Annotated in this window: 13 protein-coding genes and 6 tRNA genes; 4 read left to right on the top strand and 15 right to left on the bottom strand. The window is 62.3% G+C overall.

Annotated features, from left to right (window positions below):
- Positions 1–38: 38 nt before the first annotated feature.
- The 6 genes from ACWPW1_RS10160 to ACWPW1_RS10135 all read right to left on the bottom strand — a co-directional run bounded on the left by ACWPW1_RS10160 (position 39) and on the right by ACWPW1_RS10135 (position 635).
- Positions 39–114: transfer RNA gene (locus ACWPW1_RS10160), tRNA-Gly, on the bottom strand.
- 4 nt (positions 115–118) lie between these two features.
- Positions 119–194: transfer RNA gene (locus ACWPW1_RS10155), tRNA-Glu, on the bottom strand.
- Between the two features lie 64 nt (positions 195–258).
- Positions 259–334: transfer RNA gene (locus ACWPW1_RS10150), tRNA-Gly, on the bottom strand.
- 4 nt (positions 335–338) lie between these two features.
- Positions 339–414 (bottom strand) — tRNA-Glu (locus ACWPW1_RS10145).
- Positions 415–478: 64 nt separating this feature from the next.
- Positions 479–554, bottom strand: a tRNA-Gly gene (locus tag ACWPW1_RS10140).
- A gap of 5 nt (positions 555–559) precedes the next feature.
- Positions 560–635: transfer RNA gene (locus ACWPW1_RS10135), tRNA-Glu, on the bottom strand.
- 171 nt (positions 636–806) lie between these two features.
- Between ACWPW1_RS10135 and ACWPW1_RS10130 the strand changes: the two genes are divergently transcribed.
- Positions 807–1,574, top strand: a complete 768-nt coding sequence (locus ACWPW1_RS10130) for a hypothetical protein (protein ID WP_434776387.1) — start codon at positions 807–809, stop codon at positions 1,572–1,574.
- 24 nt (positions 1,575–1,598) lie between these two features.
- On the opposite strand, the gene ACWPW1_RS10125 is transcribed toward ACWPW1_RS10130, so the two are convergent.
- The 4 genes from ACWPW1_RS10125 to msrB all read right to left on the bottom strand — a co-directional run bounded on the left by ACWPW1_RS10125 (position 1,599) and on the right by msrB (position 3,966).
- On the bottom strand, positions 1,599–2,087 hold the full coding sequence (locus tag ACWPW1_RS10125; protein ID WP_059314561.1) for a GAF domain-containing protein: 489 nt from the start codon (positions 2,085–2,087) through the stop codon (positions 1,599–1,601).
- Positions 2,084–2,980 (bottom strand): ATP-binding protein, encoded by an 897-nt coding sequence (locus tag ACWPW1_RS10120; RefSeq protein ID WP_434776386.1) that lies wholly within the window; start codon positions 2,978–2,980, stop codon positions 2,084–2,086. The genes ACWPW1_RS10125 and ACWPW1_RS10120 overlap by 4 nt, the downstream gene beginning before the upstream one ends.
- A gap of 102 nt (positions 2,981–3,082) precedes the next feature.
- Entirely contained in the window at positions 3,083–3,568 is a 486-nt protein-coding gene (locus ACWPW1_RS10115; RefSeq protein WP_271654626.1) for a glutathione peroxidase, read from the bottom strand.
- On the bottom strand, positions 3,565–3,966 hold the full coding sequence (gene msrB / locus ACWPW1_RS10110) for a peptide-methionine (R)-S-oxide reductase MsrB (RefSeq protein WP_059314558.1): 402 nt from the start codon (positions 3,964–3,966) through the stop codon (positions 3,565–3,567). The genes ACWPW1_RS10115 and msrB overlap by 4 nt, the downstream gene beginning before the upstream one ends.
- A 155-nt stretch (positions 3,967–4,121) precedes the next feature.
- On the opposite strand from msrB, the gene ACWPW1_RS10105 reads away from it, so the two are divergent.
- Entirely contained in the window at positions 4,122–5,333 is a 1,212-nt protein-coding gene (locus tag ACWPW1_RS10105; RefSeq protein WP_313647987.1) for a pyridoxal phosphate-dependent aminotransferase, read from the top strand.
- A 181-nt stretch (positions 5,334–5,514) separates the two neighbouring features.
- Positions 5,515–6,393, top strand: a complete 879-nt coding sequence (gene htpX / locus ACWPW1_RS10100) for a protease HtpX (RefSeq protein WP_059314556.1) — start codon at positions 5,515–5,517, stop codon at positions 6,391–6,393.
- A gap of 39 nt (positions 6,394–6,432) precedes the next feature.
- Here htpX and ACWPW1_RS10095 read toward each other — a convergent pair whose 3' ends face one another.
- Positions 6,433–7,608 carry a VWA domain-containing protein gene (locus tag ACWPW1_RS10095; protein ID WP_434776385.1) on the bottom strand — a complete coding sequence of 392 codons (1,176 nt, stop codon included), beginning with the start codon at positions 7,606–7,608 and terminating at the stop codon, positions 6,433–6,435.
- Positions 7,609–7,616: 8 nt separating this feature from the next.
- A complete protein-coding gene (locus ACWPW1_RS10090) occupies positions 7,617–8,450 on the bottom strand; it encodes an AAA family ATPase (protein WP_434776612.1) in 834 nt (277 codons plus the stop codon).
- Positions 8,451–8,561: 111 nt separating this feature from the next.
- On the opposite strand from ACWPW1_RS10090, the gene cysK reads away from it, so the two are divergent.
- Positions 8,562–9,536, top strand: a complete 975-nt coding sequence (gene cysK, locus ACWPW1_RS10085; protein ID WP_313647982.1) for a cysteine synthase A — start codon at positions 8,562–8,564, stop codon at positions 9,534–9,536.
- A gap of 116 nt (positions 9,537–9,652) precedes the next feature.
- On the opposite strand, the gene ACWPW1_RS10080 is transcribed toward cysK, so the two are convergent.
- From ACWPW1_RS10080 to clpX, 3 genes are all read right to left on the bottom strand, one after another.
- The gene (locus tag ACWPW1_RS10080) at positions 9,653–11,509 is read right to left on the bottom strand and encodes a SurA N-terminal domain-containing protein (protein ID WP_434776384.1); all 1,857 of its coding nucleotides are present in this window, start codon (positions 11,507–11,509) and stop codon (positions 9,653–9,655) included.
- A 174-nt stretch (positions 11,510–11,683) separates the two neighbouring features.
- Positions 11,684–14,080 (bottom strand): endopeptidase La, encoded by a 2,397-nt coding sequence (lon, locus tag ACWPW1_RS10075; protein ID WP_059314552.1) that lies wholly within the window; start codon positions 14,078–14,080, stop codon positions 11,684–11,686.
- Between the two features lie 126 nt (positions 14,081–14,206).
- The gene (clpX, locus tag ACWPW1_RS10070; protein WP_059314551.1) at positions 14,207–15,487 is read right to left on the bottom strand and encodes an ATP-dependent Clp protease ATP-binding subunit ClpX; all 1,281 of its coding nucleotides are present in this window, start codon (positions 15,485–15,487) and stop codon (positions 14,207–14,209) included.
- Between the last annotated feature and the right edge of the window lie 55 nt (positions 15,488–15,542).

The raw sequence follows: 15,542 nt of genomic DNA, 5'->3' as shown, positions 1-15,542 counted from the left end.
AACAAAAACACCGCCCGGAGGCGGTGTTCTTGTTTATTTGGAGCGGGAAACGAGACTCGAACTCGCGACCCCGACCTTGGCAAGGTCGTGCTCTACCAACTGAGCTATTCCCGCAATGTGGCGTCCCCTAGGGGACTCGAACCCCTGTTACCGCCGTGAAAGGGCGGTGTCCTAGGCCACTAGACGAAGGGGACGAAACCTCTTTCCGCAAGGTCTTTCACCTCGCATCCAACAGTAACGAAACGGCTGGATTATGTTTGGAGCGGGAAACGAGACTCGAACTCGCGACCCCGACCTTGGCAAGGTCGTGCTCTACCAACTGAGCTATTCCCGCAATATGGCGTCCCCTAGGGGACTCGAACCCCTGTTACCGCCGTGAAAGGGCGGTGTCCTAGGCCACTAGACGAAGGGGACGAAACCTCTTTCCGCAAGGCCTTTCACCTTGCATCCGCCTGCCCATGGGCAACCGGATTGTATTTGGAGCGGGAAACGAGACTCGAACTCGCGACCCCGACCTTGGCAAGGTCGTGCTCTACCAACTGAGCTATTCCCGCAATTTTGGCGTCCCCTAGGGGACTCGAACCCCTGTTACCGCCGTGAAAGGGCGGTGTCCTAGGCCACTAGACGAAGGGGACCAGGTAGAATCCCTGAGGACTCTGGCCTACCACTCGGCTGACGCTTGCCGCCGTTGGGAGTGCGCGCATTCTAGGGAGCCTTACCCTGGGCGTCAATAGCTGATTAAATACTTTTCAAATCAACGACTTCGCTCGTACGACAAACGGCGGGCAAGCACCATGGAGAAGGTCATGTCCTCAACGATGATTGCAGCGGTAGTGGGACTTGGCATCCTTCTGGTGATCATGATCGCCTTCGTCAACCAGAAGCTCGAAGCGGGACGGCTGGAAAAGCAGCGGCTGGTCGCCGATCTCACCGACCGGATCAAGCGTTGCGCCCAGTTGTCCGGCAGCCTGCCGGGCCAGCTGATGACACCGGCGCTCAAGCAGCTGTTTCATCGCATCGAACTGGGATTGATCGCCCGCCTCGCCGCCTTGCAGACTCCTTCCGCCAGCCTGACCGCGCGCAAGACCGAACTGGAAGAAGCCCTGGCCAAGGGCGATGACATCAAACTCACCAATGCCGCCCGGCCGGTGCATACCGAGGCTCGGGTCAAGGAAGTCCGCGGCTATATGGAGATGCTGCATGCACTCGTCGCCCACGCCAACCAGATCGGCATTCTCGATGGCCAGGAAGCGCACCGCTGGGTAGGCGAGATGCGCTATCTGCTCACCGTGACCTATGTGGAGTTCTTCCGCTATCAGGCCGAACAGCAGATCAAGACCGACCACTACATCCAGGCACGCCAATCGTACGAACGGGCGATCATGCAGATTCGCAAGCAGCAGCAACCCGAGCGCTACACCGAGTTGCTGGCCCATCTGGAAGAACAGATCGCTCAGGTGAAACGTCAGCAGAGCGAACTGGCCGAGCAGGCCAGCAGCAGCGCCAACGAGCTGTCGGACAGCGTGGATACCCTCAAGGACGACAGCTGGCGCAAGAAGAACGACTACGAGTGAGGGCTTCCCTGTCCTCCCCTGGGATCAGCAGTCGGTGGCAGCCATGAAGGCCGCCACCAGGCTTTCGATGCCCGCTTGATCCGCCGCACTGAAGCGTCCTGGATTCGGGCTGTCGAGATCTAGCACGCCGATCAGGCGACCTTCCTGGATCAACGGAACCACCAGTTCGCTACGCGAAGCAGCGTCACAGGCGATATGCCCGGGAAAGGCATGGACGTCCTCGACGCGCTGGGTACGGCGCTCCCGGGCGGCCGCGCCGCATACACCCTTGCTGAAGGGAATGCGCATGCAGGCCACCTTGCCCTGGAAGGGTCCGAGCAGCAGCTGGTCCTGACCCTCGACGAAATAGAAGCCGGCCCAATTCAGGTCCGGCACTTCCTGGTAGATGAAGGCCGACAGCTGGGCGGCATTGGCCACCAGATTGCGCTCACCGGCCAGCAGGGCCTCGACCTGGGCCGCCAACATGGCGTAGCCCTCTAGTCCTGCACCTACGCCCGTCAGTTCTACGGTCATGCTTTCTCCAATAGCTTGAGCCCGACCCATTGCCGGGCGAATTGATAGGCACAGCGGCCATTGCGGTTGCCGCGGCCGGAGGCCCAGCGGATGGCCTCGCGATCGGCGTCTTCCGACCACTCCAGCTCCACCCCGGACTTGCCGGCCAGGGTCGTGCACCAGTGGCGAACGACGGCGAGATAGTGATCCTGGGTAAAGGGATAGAAGGACAGCCACAGACCGAAACGGTCCGACAGCGCGATCTTGTCCTCGGCCGCCTCGCTCGGGTGCAGTTCGCCATCGACGTGCTCCCAGTTGGCGTTGTCGCTCTGCCGCTCGGCCACCAGGTGACGACGATTGGAGGTGGCATAGAGCAGGACGTTGTCCGGCGCCTGCTCCAGCGAGCCATCGAGCACGCTCTTGAGCACTCGATAATCGTCACTGCCGGCGTCGAAGGACAGGTCGTCGCAGAACACCACGAAGCGCTGCGTTTGCCCGGCGAGCTGCTCTACCGCACGCGGCAGATCGGCGAGATCATCGCGTTCGATTTCGATCAGGCGCAGGCCCTGCCCCGCGTATTCCGCCAGCAGGGCACGGATCAGCGACGACTTGCCGGTACCGCGAGCCCCCCACAGCAGGGTGTGGTTGGCCGGCAGTCCGGCGACGAATTGGCGGGTATTGCGAGCGAGCTGGTCGCGTTGCCGATCGATACCCAGCAGATCGGCCAGCCGCAACTCCAGGTTGACCTCGAGCGGCTGCAGGTAGCCGCCATGGCCTTCACGGCGCCAGCGTGCGGCATAGCAGTGCTGCCAATCCAGAGATTCGCGGCGATGGGGCAGCAGGGGCTCCAGGCGCTCGAGCACCTGGCGGGCCTGGAGCAGAAAGTCTTCTAGGGAGGCACTCACAGGAAACATCCTTGACGACGAAAAAGGGAAGCGGACAAGGCGCCCTCCTTGGAGGGCGCTTTAATCGTATTACTTTTCAATCCAGTTGAAAGCCCTTGTCGAGATCCGGAACTAACGCGCCAGGGCCCGGCGGATGTGCTTGTCCAACTGGGAAGGCCGAGTGATGGGGGCAAAGCGCTGCACCCGCTCTCGCTCCGGAGTGATCAGGAACTTGGTGAAGTTCCAGCGGATAGCTGTTCCGAGCAACCCTGGCGCCGCGCGCTTTAAGGCGTTGAACAAGGAGTGGGCCGCTTCGCCATTGACGTCGAGCTTGGCCATGACCGGAAAGCTGACCCCGAAGCGGGTCACGCAGAAATTCTGAATCTCGGCGTTGCTTCCCGGCTCCTGGCCGCCGAATTGATTGCAGGGAAAGACGATCACGCGCAAGCCGTCGGCCAGATAGCGCTGCTGCAATTCCTCGAGCCCGGCGTACTGGCGGGTGAAACCGCAGCGACTGGCGGTATTGACCACCAGATAGGCTCGGGCCGTCCAGTCCGCCAGGCACGCCTGCTGGCCGTCCGCCGTCTGGAAGGGTAACTGCAAAATCTCTGAGATCACGCGGTTTCTCTGGGCTGGAGATCAAGGGCGACGGAATTGATGCAGTAGCGCAGGCCGGTCGGCGGAGGGCCGTCGGGAAAGACGTGCCCCAGATGGGCGTCGCAGCGGGCGCAGAGTACCTCGACCCGGTGCATGCCATGGCTGAAGTCTTCTTTTTCGCGCACGGCCTCGGCGTCGATGGGCGCGTAGTAACTCGGCCAGCCGCAACCGGAATCGAACTTGGTGCTGGAGTCGAACAACGCGAGCTCACAGCAGGCGCAGCGATAGACGCCAGGCGTCTTGGTGTTGCAGTAGGCACCGGTATAGGGCGCCTCGGTAGCCGCCAGGCGGCACACGCGAAACTGATCGTCGGTCAGACGCTCGCGCCAATCTTCTGGGCTACGCTGTACTTTTTCCATGGTGACCTCTCTGGATGCCGGCGCATCTTTTGTAACAGGCGATGCAGCCGTATGATTCCCGCTCAGTCTGGCATCCACCCCCGGATGCTGCCAAGCGCCGGTCGGCGTCCGCCTTCACCGAGTCTTTCTCGCCCTTTTCCAGGATTCATTTCCCCATGCAGGTCTCCAAGTCGAACAAGCTCGCCAATGTCTGCTACGACATCCGCGGTCCGGTCCTCAAGCATGCCAAGCGCCTCGAAGAGGAAGGCCACCGCATCCTGAAGCTCAACATCGGCAACCCGGCGCCCTTCGGCTTCGAGGCGCCGGAGGAAATCCTGCAGGACGTCATCCGCAACCTGCCGACCGCCCAGGGCTATAGCGACTCCAAGGGGCTGTTCAGCGCACGCAAGGCGGTCATGCAGTATTGCCAGCAGAAGCGCATCGAAGGTGTCGGCATCGAAGACATCTACCTGGGCAATGGCGTCTCCGAACTGATCGTCATGGCCATGCAGGCGCTGCTCAACAACAACGACGAGGTGCTGATCCCGGCGCCGGACTACCCGCTGTGGACCGCCGCGGTCAGTCTCGCGGGCGGCAAGCCGGTGCACTACCTGTGCGACGAACAGGCTGGCTGGTTCCCGGACCTGGCCGACATGGAAGCCAAGATCACCAGCAACACCAAGGCGCTGGTGCTGATCAACCCCAATAACCCCACCGGCGCGGTCTATTCCAAGGAAGTACTGGAAGGCATCGTCGAGCTGGCCCGGCGGCACAACCTGGTGCTGTTCTCCGACGAGATCTACGACAAGATCCTCTACGACGAAGCCCAGCACATCTCCACCGCCTCCCTGGCGCCGGACGTCCTGTGCCTGACCTTCAACGGCCTGTCCAAGTCCTATCGCGTGGCTGGCTTCCGCTCGGGCTGGCTAATCGTCTCGGGCCCCAAGCACCGCGCCCACAGCTATATCGAGGGCCTCGACATCCTCGCCAACATGCGCCTGTGCGCCAACGTCCCGGCCCAGCACGCCATCCAGACGGCGCTGGGTGGCTACCAGAGCATCAACGACCTGGTCCTGCCGGCCGGTCGCCTGCTGGAGCAGCGCAACCGCACCTGGGAATTGCTCAACGCCATCCCCGGCGTCAGCTGCGTCAAGCCGATGGGCGCGCTCTATGCCTTCCCGCGGATCGACCCCAAGGTCTGCCCCATCCACAATGACGAGAAGTTCGTCCTGGACCTGCTGCTGTCGGAGAAGCTGCTGGTGGTGCAGGGCACCGCCTTCAACTGGCCCTGGCCCGACCACTTCCGCGTCGTCACCCTGCCCCGCGTCGACGATCTGGAGCAGGCCATCGGCCGCATCGGCAACTTCCTGGGTGGCTATTCCCAGTAGAGCAAAGCATTTCCGCGTCTTTCACCGGTTGCCGCCCCTGAAGGCGTCAGCCGGCACAGGCGCTCGCCCCTCGCCCGCCTGGCCAACGGACGACACAGTTTGCAATAGTGGAAACGTTGAATGGATCGGGGCCGAACCTTATATAGCCGGCAGATAAACCTGTGAGGAGCTGTACCCCACCATGATGCGCATTCTGTTGTTTCTGGCTACCAACCTGGCGGTGCTGATCGTTGCCAGCATCACCTTGAAGGTGCTTGGCGTGGATCGCTACACCGGTCAGAACCATGGCAGTCTGCTGGTGTTCTGTGCCGTATTCGGTTTCGCCGGCTCGCTGGTCTCGCTGTTCATCTCCAAGTGGATGGCGAAGATGAGCACCCGTACCGAGGTCATCAGCCAGCCGCGTACCCGTCATGAGCAGTGGCTGCTGCAGACGGTGGAAGAGCTGGCTCGCGAGGCCGGCATCAAGACCCCCGAGGTCGGCATCTTCCCGGCCTACGAGGCCAACGCCTTTGCCACCGGCTGGAACCGCAACGACGCCCTGGTCGCGGTCAGCCAGGGACTGCTGGAGCGCTTCTCGCCTGACGAGGTGCGTGCGGTGCTGGCCCACGAGATCGGCCACGTCGCCAATGGCGACATGGTGACCCTGGCCTTGATCCAGGGCGTGGTGAACACCTTCGTGATGTTCTTCGCGCGGATCTTCGGCAACTTCGTCGACAAGGCCATCTTCAAGAACGAAGAAGGTCATGGGATCGCCTACTTCGTGACCACCATCGTCGCCGAGCTGGTACTGGGCATCCTGGCCAGCATCATCGTCATGTGGTTCTCGCGCAAACGCGAATTCCGCGCCGACGAAGCCGGTGCGCGCCTGGCCGGTCCCAACGCCATGATCGGCGCCTTGCAGCGCCTGCGTGCCGAGCAGGGTATCCCGGTGCAGATGCCCGACACCCTGAACGCCTTCGGCATCAATGGCTCGCTGAAGAACGGCCTGGCCGGTCTGCTGATGAGCCACCCGCCACTGGAAGACCGCATCGAAGCCCTGCGCCGCTACGGTCAGCGCTAAGCGCGAGCGATGAAAAAACCCGGCTTCGGCCGGGTTTTTTCATGGGCGGGTCAAGGACCGGATGGCATCCCCCAGCCCCTCGCCGGTCAGGGGAAACATGCGCTGGGCCATGAGGTCGCGGAGCAGCTGGATCGAGGTGCTGCTGACCCAGCCATCCTGCGGATAGGGATTGAGCCAGACCGCCCGGGGGAAATGCTGGCAGAGCCGCTGGATCCAGAGCGCGCCAGGTTCTTCGTTCCAATGCTCGACGCTGCCGCCGGGATGGGTGATCTCATAGGGCCCCATGCTGGCGTCGCCTACGATCACCAGGCGATAGTCCGCTCCGTAGCGGCGTAGCAACTCGGCGGTCGCCAGACCTTCCTCGTGTCGACGGGCGTTATCGCGCCAGACCCGCTCGTAGACGCAATTGTGGAAGTAGTAGTACTCCAGGTGGCGAAACTCGAGGCGACAGGCGCTGAACAGCTCGGTGCACAGGCGTACGTGCAGATCCATGGAACCCCCGACATCGAGCAACAGGAGCACCTTGGTGGCATTGTGTCGCTCAGGACGATAACGCACGTCCAGCAACCCACCCTCCCGGGCCGTCGCGGCCACGGTGCCCTCCAGGTCGAATTCCGCCGCCGCGCCCTGGCGAGCGAAGCGACGCAACCGGCGCAGCGCCAGTTGCAGGTTGCGTCTGTCCAGGGGCGCGCGGTCGTCCAGATTGCGGTAGTCCCGCTGCTCCCAGACCTTGGCCGCCCGCCCCTGACGAGTACCGGCCTCACCAACGCGTACGCCAAAGGGATTGTAGCCACCGCTGCCGAAGGGACTGGTACCGCCCGTGCCTATCCACTTGTTGCCACCGGCATGGCGCTCACGCTGTTCGGCGAGCCGCTGCCGCAGGGTATCGAGCAATTCGTCGAGGCCACCCAGGGCCTGAAGTCGCTGGCGATCCTCGTCGGAAAGCAATCGCTGCAGTTCCAACCGCAACCAGTCCGCGGGAATCGCCTGCGTCTCCGACAGACGCTCCGACCTGGCCATCTCACCGGCATAGACCTGGTCGAAACGGTCGAAGAAGCGCTCGTCCTTGACCAGCACCGCCCGCGCCAGCAGATAGAAGGCCTCGGGATCGGCGACGGCGAGACCGGCGTCCAGTGCGGCATGCAGATCCAGCAATTCGCCCAGGGACACTGGAATGCCAGCGGCCCTCAGGCGCGTGAAGAAGTCGAGGAACATGCCGGCTCTCAGCTCCGCCGACGACGCATGAACGCCTGGCGCTCGAGCAGCTGCAGGTCTTGCTCGTTCTTCAGCAGGGCGCCCGCCAGGGGTGGCAGGCCGCCCTCCGCATGCAACCCCTGTTGCGCCTGCTCGTCACCCAGCAACAGCGCCAGCCAGTCCACCAACTCCGAGGTGGACGGCTTCTTCTTCAGGCCCGGCACGTTGCGCAGATCATAGAAGAGATCCAGGGCTTCCTTGACCAGCCGCCCCTGGAGGTCGGGGTAGTGGACCTGGACGATGCGCTCAAGGGTGTCGCGCTCCGGAAAACGAATGAAATGAAAGAAGCACCTGCGCAGGAAGGCGTCCGGCAGCTCCTTCTCATTGTTGGAGGTGATGATGATGACCGGCCTCCGCTCGGCGCGAATGGTCTCCCCCGTCTCGTAGACATGGAACTCCATGCGGTCGAGTTCCAGCAGCAGGTCGTTGGGAAACTCGATGTCGGCCTTGTCGATCTCGTCGATCAGCAACACCACCGGTTCCTCAGCGGTGAAGGCATCCCACAGCTTGCCGGGCTTGATGTAGTTCGCGACCTCCTGCACCCGGGGATCGCCCAGCTGGGAATCGCGCAGGCGACTCACGGCGTCGTATTCGTAGAGCCCTTGCTGCGCCTTGGTGGTGGACTTGACGTGCCAGGTGATAAGACGTGCGCCCTGGCTCTGGGCAACCTGCTCGGCCAGCAGGGTCTTGCCGGTGCCGGGCTCACCCTTCACCAGGAGTGGACGTCCCAGTTGAATGGCGGCATTGACCGCCAGACTGAGCTCGGCCGTGGCCACATAACGCTCGGTACCCTGAAAGGCCATCATCGATCCTCTAGCAGCTGTTTCGCCTGACGATAGCACGCCGTGCCTGGGCTGGACGCCATCGGACGCAAGGCCTAGGCTGCGAGTTTTCCGCGCCGTACAGGATCCGCCATGAGCCGCATCTTCGCTGACAATGCCCAGTCCATCGGTAATACGCCGCTGGTCTACATCAATCGCCTCGGCCCCAAGGGCGTCACCCTGCTCGCCAAGATCGAGGGACGCAACCCGGGCTATTCGGTCAAATGCCGCATCGGTGCCAACCTGATCTGGGACGCCGAAGCCAAGGGCCTGCTCAAGCCCGGCATGAGCCTGGTGGAGCCGACCTCGGGTAATACCGGTATCGGCCTGGCCTATGTCGCCGCCGCCCGTGGCTATCGCCTGGTGCTGACCATGCCCGCCTCCATGAGTCTGGAGCGACGCAAGGTCCTGAAGGCACTGGGTGCGGAGCTGGTCCTGACCGAACCGGCCAAGGGCATGAAGGGCGCCATCGACAAGGCACGGGAGATCGCCGAAAGCGAGCCCGATCGCTACTTCATGCCGCAGCAGTTCGATAATCCGGCCAATCCGGCCATCCATGAAAAGACCACCGGCCCGGAAATCTGGAACGATACCGATGGTGCCATCGACGTACTGGTAGCCGGCGTCGGTACCGGTGGTACCCTGACCGGCATCTCGCGCTTCATCAAGAACACCAAGGGCAAGCCGATCCTCTCGGTCGCCGTGGAGCCGGAAACCTCGCCGGTCATCAGCCAGACCCTTGCCGGTGCGGAAGTGAAACCCAGCCCGCACAAGATCCAGGGCATCGGGGCCGGCTTCGTACCCGGCAATTTGGACCTCGCCATGGTCGATCGCGTCGAGCAGGTAAGCGATGAGCAAGCCAAGTTGATGGCCCAGCGCCTGATGCGCGAGGAAGGCATCCTCTGCGGCATCTCCTGCGGTGCCGCCATGGCTGCGGCGGTCCGTATGGCCGAGACGCCGGAGATGCAGGGCAAGACCATCGTGGTCATCCTGCCGGATTCCGGCGAGCGCTATCTGTCGACCATGCTCTTCGACGACCTGTTCGACGAGCAGGAACTCGTCCAGTAGAACGCCGGCAACGAGCCCCCTCCTCCCTTCCCGGCCTCTGGCCTGGCAGGCCGCACGGCATCCGGCGCTCTGGATGCCCCTCAAGAAAAAGCCCGGTTTCCCGGGCTTTTTTCGTATCAGAGATGCTTGATCTCGGCCTTGGCATCCAGGGCCCGGCGATAGGCCGCGAAGTCGACCTGTCCGGCTCGCGAGGCCAGGTAGCGACGATAGAGCGCCTTGTCCTCGGCACTCAGGGCTTCCTTGGGTACCCCGACGCCCTGCAGGCGCAGCAGCACGAAGTCGCCGTTTCGCAGGCTGATACCGGCATAGGACGGCTTGTCGGCTTCCGGCTGGGCCATGCGGAACACCGCTTGCAGTACCTGGGGATCGACGCCCTCCTGATTGCGGGTAGCCGCTTCGACGGTGCGCCAGTCGCCTGCCGGCGCCTTACCGCCGTCACGCAGGGCCTTGAGCTGCTCTTCGCCAGTCTGCTTGGCGACGGCCGTGGCCTTTTCCTGGCTCAAGCGGGTCACGATCTCTTTCTTGACCGCGTCCAGGGGCTGCAGCTGCGGCGTGCGGTGCTCCTTGTCGCGAATGACCACCAGGGTATCCGGATCGAGCTGCAAGGCGGCGCTGTTGGCGCCGTTGCGCAACACGTCCTCGCTGAAAGCCGCCTCGATCACCTGACGATTGGCAATGAGACCCTCACCACCCTCACGACCGAAGGGAGCACTGGTCTTGACCTGAAGGCCTTGCTCCTGGGCCGGCTGGCTCAGGTCGGAGGCCTCATAGGCAGAGCTTTCCAGCTTACGACCTGCTTCCACGAACAGCCGATCAGCGTCTTCCGCCTTCAGTTGCTGCTCCAGGCGTGGCCGAACGCTGGCCAGGGTGGGCACATCCGGCGCCTGGACCCCTTGCAGCTTGATCAGATGCCAGCCGAAGCTGGTGCGCACCGGCGCGGATACCTGATGCGGCGCGAGGGCATACAGCGCCTCTTCGAAGGCCGGGTCGTAGACACCGCGACCGGCAAAGCCCAGGTCACCGCCATTGGCTGCCGAGCCCGGATCCTGGGAGAACTCCTTGGCGAGCTTGGCGAAGTCCTCACCCTTGCTCAGGCGCTCCTGGATTTGCTTGATCTTGGCCTTGGCCTGCTCGTCATTCTGCTTGTCGTTGACCTCGATGAGGATATGAGCAGCGTCACGCTGCTCCGACAGATTGGCGATTTCGGACTTGTAGGCCGCCTGCAGGCGGCTTTCGTCCACCTTGGCCTTGGCCAGGAAGGCGTCCTTCTTCAGCTCCACGTACTCGATGATCACCTGCTCGGGCGTCATGAAGTCATTCTTATGGCTGTCGTAGTACGCCTGAATCTCCTCCTGCGTCGGCACGATACCGCTGGTGGAAGCCTTGACGGTACGCATGGCGAAGTCACGGGTCTGGCGCTCGAGGGCCGCGAAGGTCTCGATATCGGCATCGGTAACGAAATTACTGCCGACGATGCCGGCGCGCAGCTGACCGATCAGCATCTCGTCACGCAGCAGATCCCGGAATTGCAGGCGGTTGTAGTTCATCTGGCGAACGGCCTGATCGAAGCGCTGGGGATCGAAACGCCCTTCGGTCTGGAATTCGGGGGTGTTGAGGATCAGCTGATCCAGCGCCTGTTCGGAGAAAGCGAAGCGATCGGCCTTGGCGCTCTGCAGCAGCAATTGCTTGTCGATCAGCGCCTTTAGGGCGGACTCACGCAGCAGGCGGTCATCCAGGGTGGACGGATCGAACCCCTGCCCCAGTTGCTGTTGCAGCTGGCGACGCTGCATTTCCACGGCCTGGGCCAGCTCCGTCTGCTTGATCTCGTCGCCGTTGACCAGGGCAACGGCGCCCTGGTGACCCGTCGCACGAATGATCGCTTCGAAGCCGGTCAATGCCATTAGCAGGATGATGAATCCGATGATGACTTTGGCAATCCATCCCTGCGAACGGTCCCTGATGTTTTGTAGCATGTTCCCCCCACGAGCTGTGGCCAGACCGGCCATGGCGAAATCGTCGAATAGCAAATAGCGAAAAGGCGCATCTCGAGATGCGCCTTTTCGTCGATCAAGGACCTTGCATCCAGCAGGACGGCGGAACACCAGCAACCTCGTCTGGCGGCCCGCCCATCAAGCCCAGGTACGCCGTCAGTGGGTACTGACGCGCTCCTTGCCTTCCTGATCCCGCTTCTCGTCCTTGCTGACGAGCTCCGGACCATCGTCCGGAAGCGGCTCCGGCGTGTATTGCAGCGCAACCTCCAAGACCTCGTCAATCCATTTGACCGGCTTGATCTGCAAGTCAGCCTTGATGTTGTCCGGAATGTCCCGCAGATCCCGGACGTTTTCTTCCGGAATGATCACGGTACGGATGCCGCCACGATGGGCCGCGAGCAACTTTTCCTTGAGCCCACCGATGGCCAGTACCTGACCGCGCAAGGTGATCTCGCCGGTCATGGCCACGTCGGCACGCACCGGAATGCGGGTGGCGGCCGAGACCAGCGCCGTGCACATCCCGATACCGGCACTCGGACCGTCCTTCGGCGTGGCGCCTTCGGGAACGTGGATATGGATGTCGTGCTTCTCGTGGAAGTCCTTGGGAATGCCCAGGCTGCGACCACGACTGCGCACCACGGTCAGGGCCGCGGTAATGGACTCGGCCATGACATCACCCAGGGAGCCGGTCTTGATCATCTGGCCCTTGCCGGGGACGACAGCGGACTCGATGGTCAGGAGTTCACCACCCACCTGGGTCCAGGCCAGGCCGGTCACCTGGCCGATCTGATCCTGTTGCTCGGCCAGGCCATAGCGGAACTTGCGCACGCCCAGCCAGTGCTCCAGGGTATCCACGGTGACGCTGGCAGTACGCTCCTTGCTCAGGGCATGCTGCTTGACCACCTTGCGACAGACCTTGGCTACCTGGCGCTCCAGACTCCGCACGCCCGCTTCACGGGTGTAGTAGCGAATGATGTCACGTAGGGCGTCTTCGTCGAAGGCCACTTCGTCCTTCTTCAGGCCATTGGCCTTGACCTGCTTGGGAATCAGGTAGCGAGTGGCGATGTTGACCTTTTCCGCCTCGGTGTAACCGGGCAGGCGAATGACTTCCATACGGTCCAGCAGTGGCGCCGGAATGTTCATGGAGTTGGCGGTGCAGACGAACATCACGTCGGAGAGGTCGTAGTCGACTTCGAGGTAATGGTCGTTGAAGGTGTGGTTCTGCTCCGGATCCAGGACCTCGAGCAGCGCGGAGGCGGGATCGCCACGCATGTCGTTGCCCATCTTGTCGATTTCGTCGAGCAGGAACAGCGGATTGCGCACGCCGACCTTGGTCATCTTCTGAATGAGACGACCCGGCATGGAGCCAATGTAGGTACGACGGTGACCACGGATTTCGGCTTCGTCACGCACGCCACCCAAGGCCATGCGCACGAACTTGCGGCCGGTGGAGCGGGCGATGGATTCGGCCAGGGAGGTCTTGCCCACACCGGGTGGACCGACCAGGCACAGCACCGGGCCCCGCACCTTCTTCACGCGCTTCTGCACGGCGAGGTATTCCAGGATGCGCTCTTTCACTTCCTCGAGGCCATAGTGGTCCTTGTCCAGGACCTCTTCGGCACGGCCCAGGTCCAGACGGACCTTGCTCTCGGCCTGCCACGGCACGTTCACCAGCCAGTCGATGTAGGAACGCACCACGGTGGCCTCGGCCGACATGGGCGACATCTGCTTGAGCTTGTTCAGCTCGGCAGTGGCCTTGGCCAGGGCATCCTTGGGCAGACCCGCGGCGTCGATGCGGCGCTTGAGATCCTCGACCTCGTTGTGGCCTTCGTCGATGTCACCCAGTTCTTTCTGGATGGCCTTCATCTGCTCGTTGAGGTAGTACTCGCGCTGACTACGCTCCATCTGCTTCTTGACGCGACCACGGATGCGCTTTTCCACCTGCAAGAGGTCGATTTCCGCATCCAGCAGGGCCAGCACGTGCTCGACGCGCGCGCCGAGCTCGGTGATCTCGAGGATTTCCTGCTTCTGCTCGATCTTCAGCGCCATGTGGGCAGCCATGGTGTCGACCAGGCGGCTGGGATCTTCGATGCTATTGAGCGAAGACAGGACCTCAGCCGGTACCTTCTTGCCGAGCTGAACATATTGCTCGAACTGGCTCATCAGGCTGCGCGAGAAGACCTCGGACTCGCGGTCCGGGGCTTCGCTGTCGTCGATCAGGGTCACCAGGGCACGGGCATAGGCCTGGTTCTCGACGAAGGACTCGATGCGGCCGCGCTGCTCGCCTTCGACCAGGACCTTGACGGTACCGTCAGGAAGCTTGAGCAGCTGGAGAACGGTCGCGACTGTACCCATGTGATACATGTCATCCGCGGCGGGATCGTCATCGCCGGGATTCTTCTGTGCGACCAGCAGGATCTGCTTGTCGCCAGCCATGGCGGCCTCGAGGGCCTCGACGGACTTTTCCCTTCCGACGAACAATGGGATGACCATGTGGGGATAGACCACTACGTCTCGTAGGGGCAGCAGGGGAAGTTCTATCGTCGTAGTCATGGGGTACGGGTCTCGGCAAATAATCGGCCGCAGATGCGGTTAAGGCCTCGGTTTTCCCTAACATGAGGTTGGCCGCCGCAAAATACAACCGTCGCTGAAATGAAAAAGGGGCCGAAGCCCCTTTTGTCACGCGTCTGGCGCCGCCTTGGCGGGCTCGGTGTTCTCATAGATGAGCAGCGGCTGGGAACTCCCGTCGATGACGCTCTCGTCGATGACCACCTTGCTGACTTCCTTCTGTGAAGGAATCTCGTACATGGTCTCGAGCAGGATGCCTTCGAGGATGGACCTCAGGCCGCGGGCACCGGTCTTGCGTTCCAGTGCCTTGCGAGCGACCGCCTTCAGTGCATCGGGGCGGAACTCCAGGTCGACGTCTTCCATTTCAAACAGCTTGGCGTACTGCTTGGTCAGGGCGTTCTTCGGCTCGGTCAGGATCTGCATGAGCGCTGGCTCATCCAGTTCGTCCAGGGTCGCGATGACCGGCAGACGACCGACGAACTCGGGAATCAGGCCGAACTTGACCAGATCCTCGGGCTCGGCATCACGCAGGGATTCGCCGATCTTCTTGCCCAGTTCCTGACTGCGGACCTCGGCGTTGAAGCCGATACCGCCGCCCTTGGTGGAACGGTTCTGAATGACCTTTTCCAAGCCAGCGAAGGCACCGCCGCAGATGAACAGGATATTGCGCGTATCCACCTGCAGGAATTCCTGCTGGGGATGCTTGCGGCCACCCTGGGGCGGAACCGACGCCACGGTACCCTCGATCAGCTTCAGCAGCGCCTGCTGCACACCCTCGCCCGAGACATCACGGGTGATGGAGGGGTTGTCGGACTTACGCGAGATCTTGTCGATCTCGTCGATGTAGACGATGCCCATCTGGGCCTTTTCCACATCGTAGTCGCACTTCTGCAGCAGCTTCTGGATGATGTTCTCGACGTCTTCACCCACGTAACCGGCTTCGGTCAGAGTGGTGGCATCGGCGATGGTGAAAGGTACGTTGAGCAGGCGCGCCAGCGTTTCCGCCAACAACGTCTTGCCCGAGCCAGTCGGGCCGATGAGCAGAATATTGCTCTTGCCCAGCTCGACGTCGTCTTTCTTCTCGCGCTGATTCAGACGCTTGTAGTGGTTGTAGACGGCAACGGCGAGGACCCGCTTGGCACGCTGCTGACCAATGACATACTGGTCGAGGATGGCGCTGATTTCCTTCGGCGCTGGCAGCTTGTGCGCATTGCTTTCGGCCTGCGCTTCCTGGACTTCCTCGCGGATGATGTCATTGCACAGGTCGACGCATTCGTCGCAGATGAAGACGGAGGGTCCAGCGATCAATTTACGTACTTCGTGCTGACTCTTGCCGCAGAAGGAGCAGTAAAGCAGCTTGCCGTTATCGTCGCTATTGCGCGTATCTGTCATTCGATCGATCCAATGGAATGTGCTTACATCAACAAGATGGAGCCTATTGCACGGT

The sequence above is a fragment of the Pseudomonas sp. Marseille-Q7302 genome (assembly GCF_965111925.1).
Note: the sequence above shows the minus strand (reverse complement) of the source record. Positions and strands in the feature narration are given on the sequence as shown.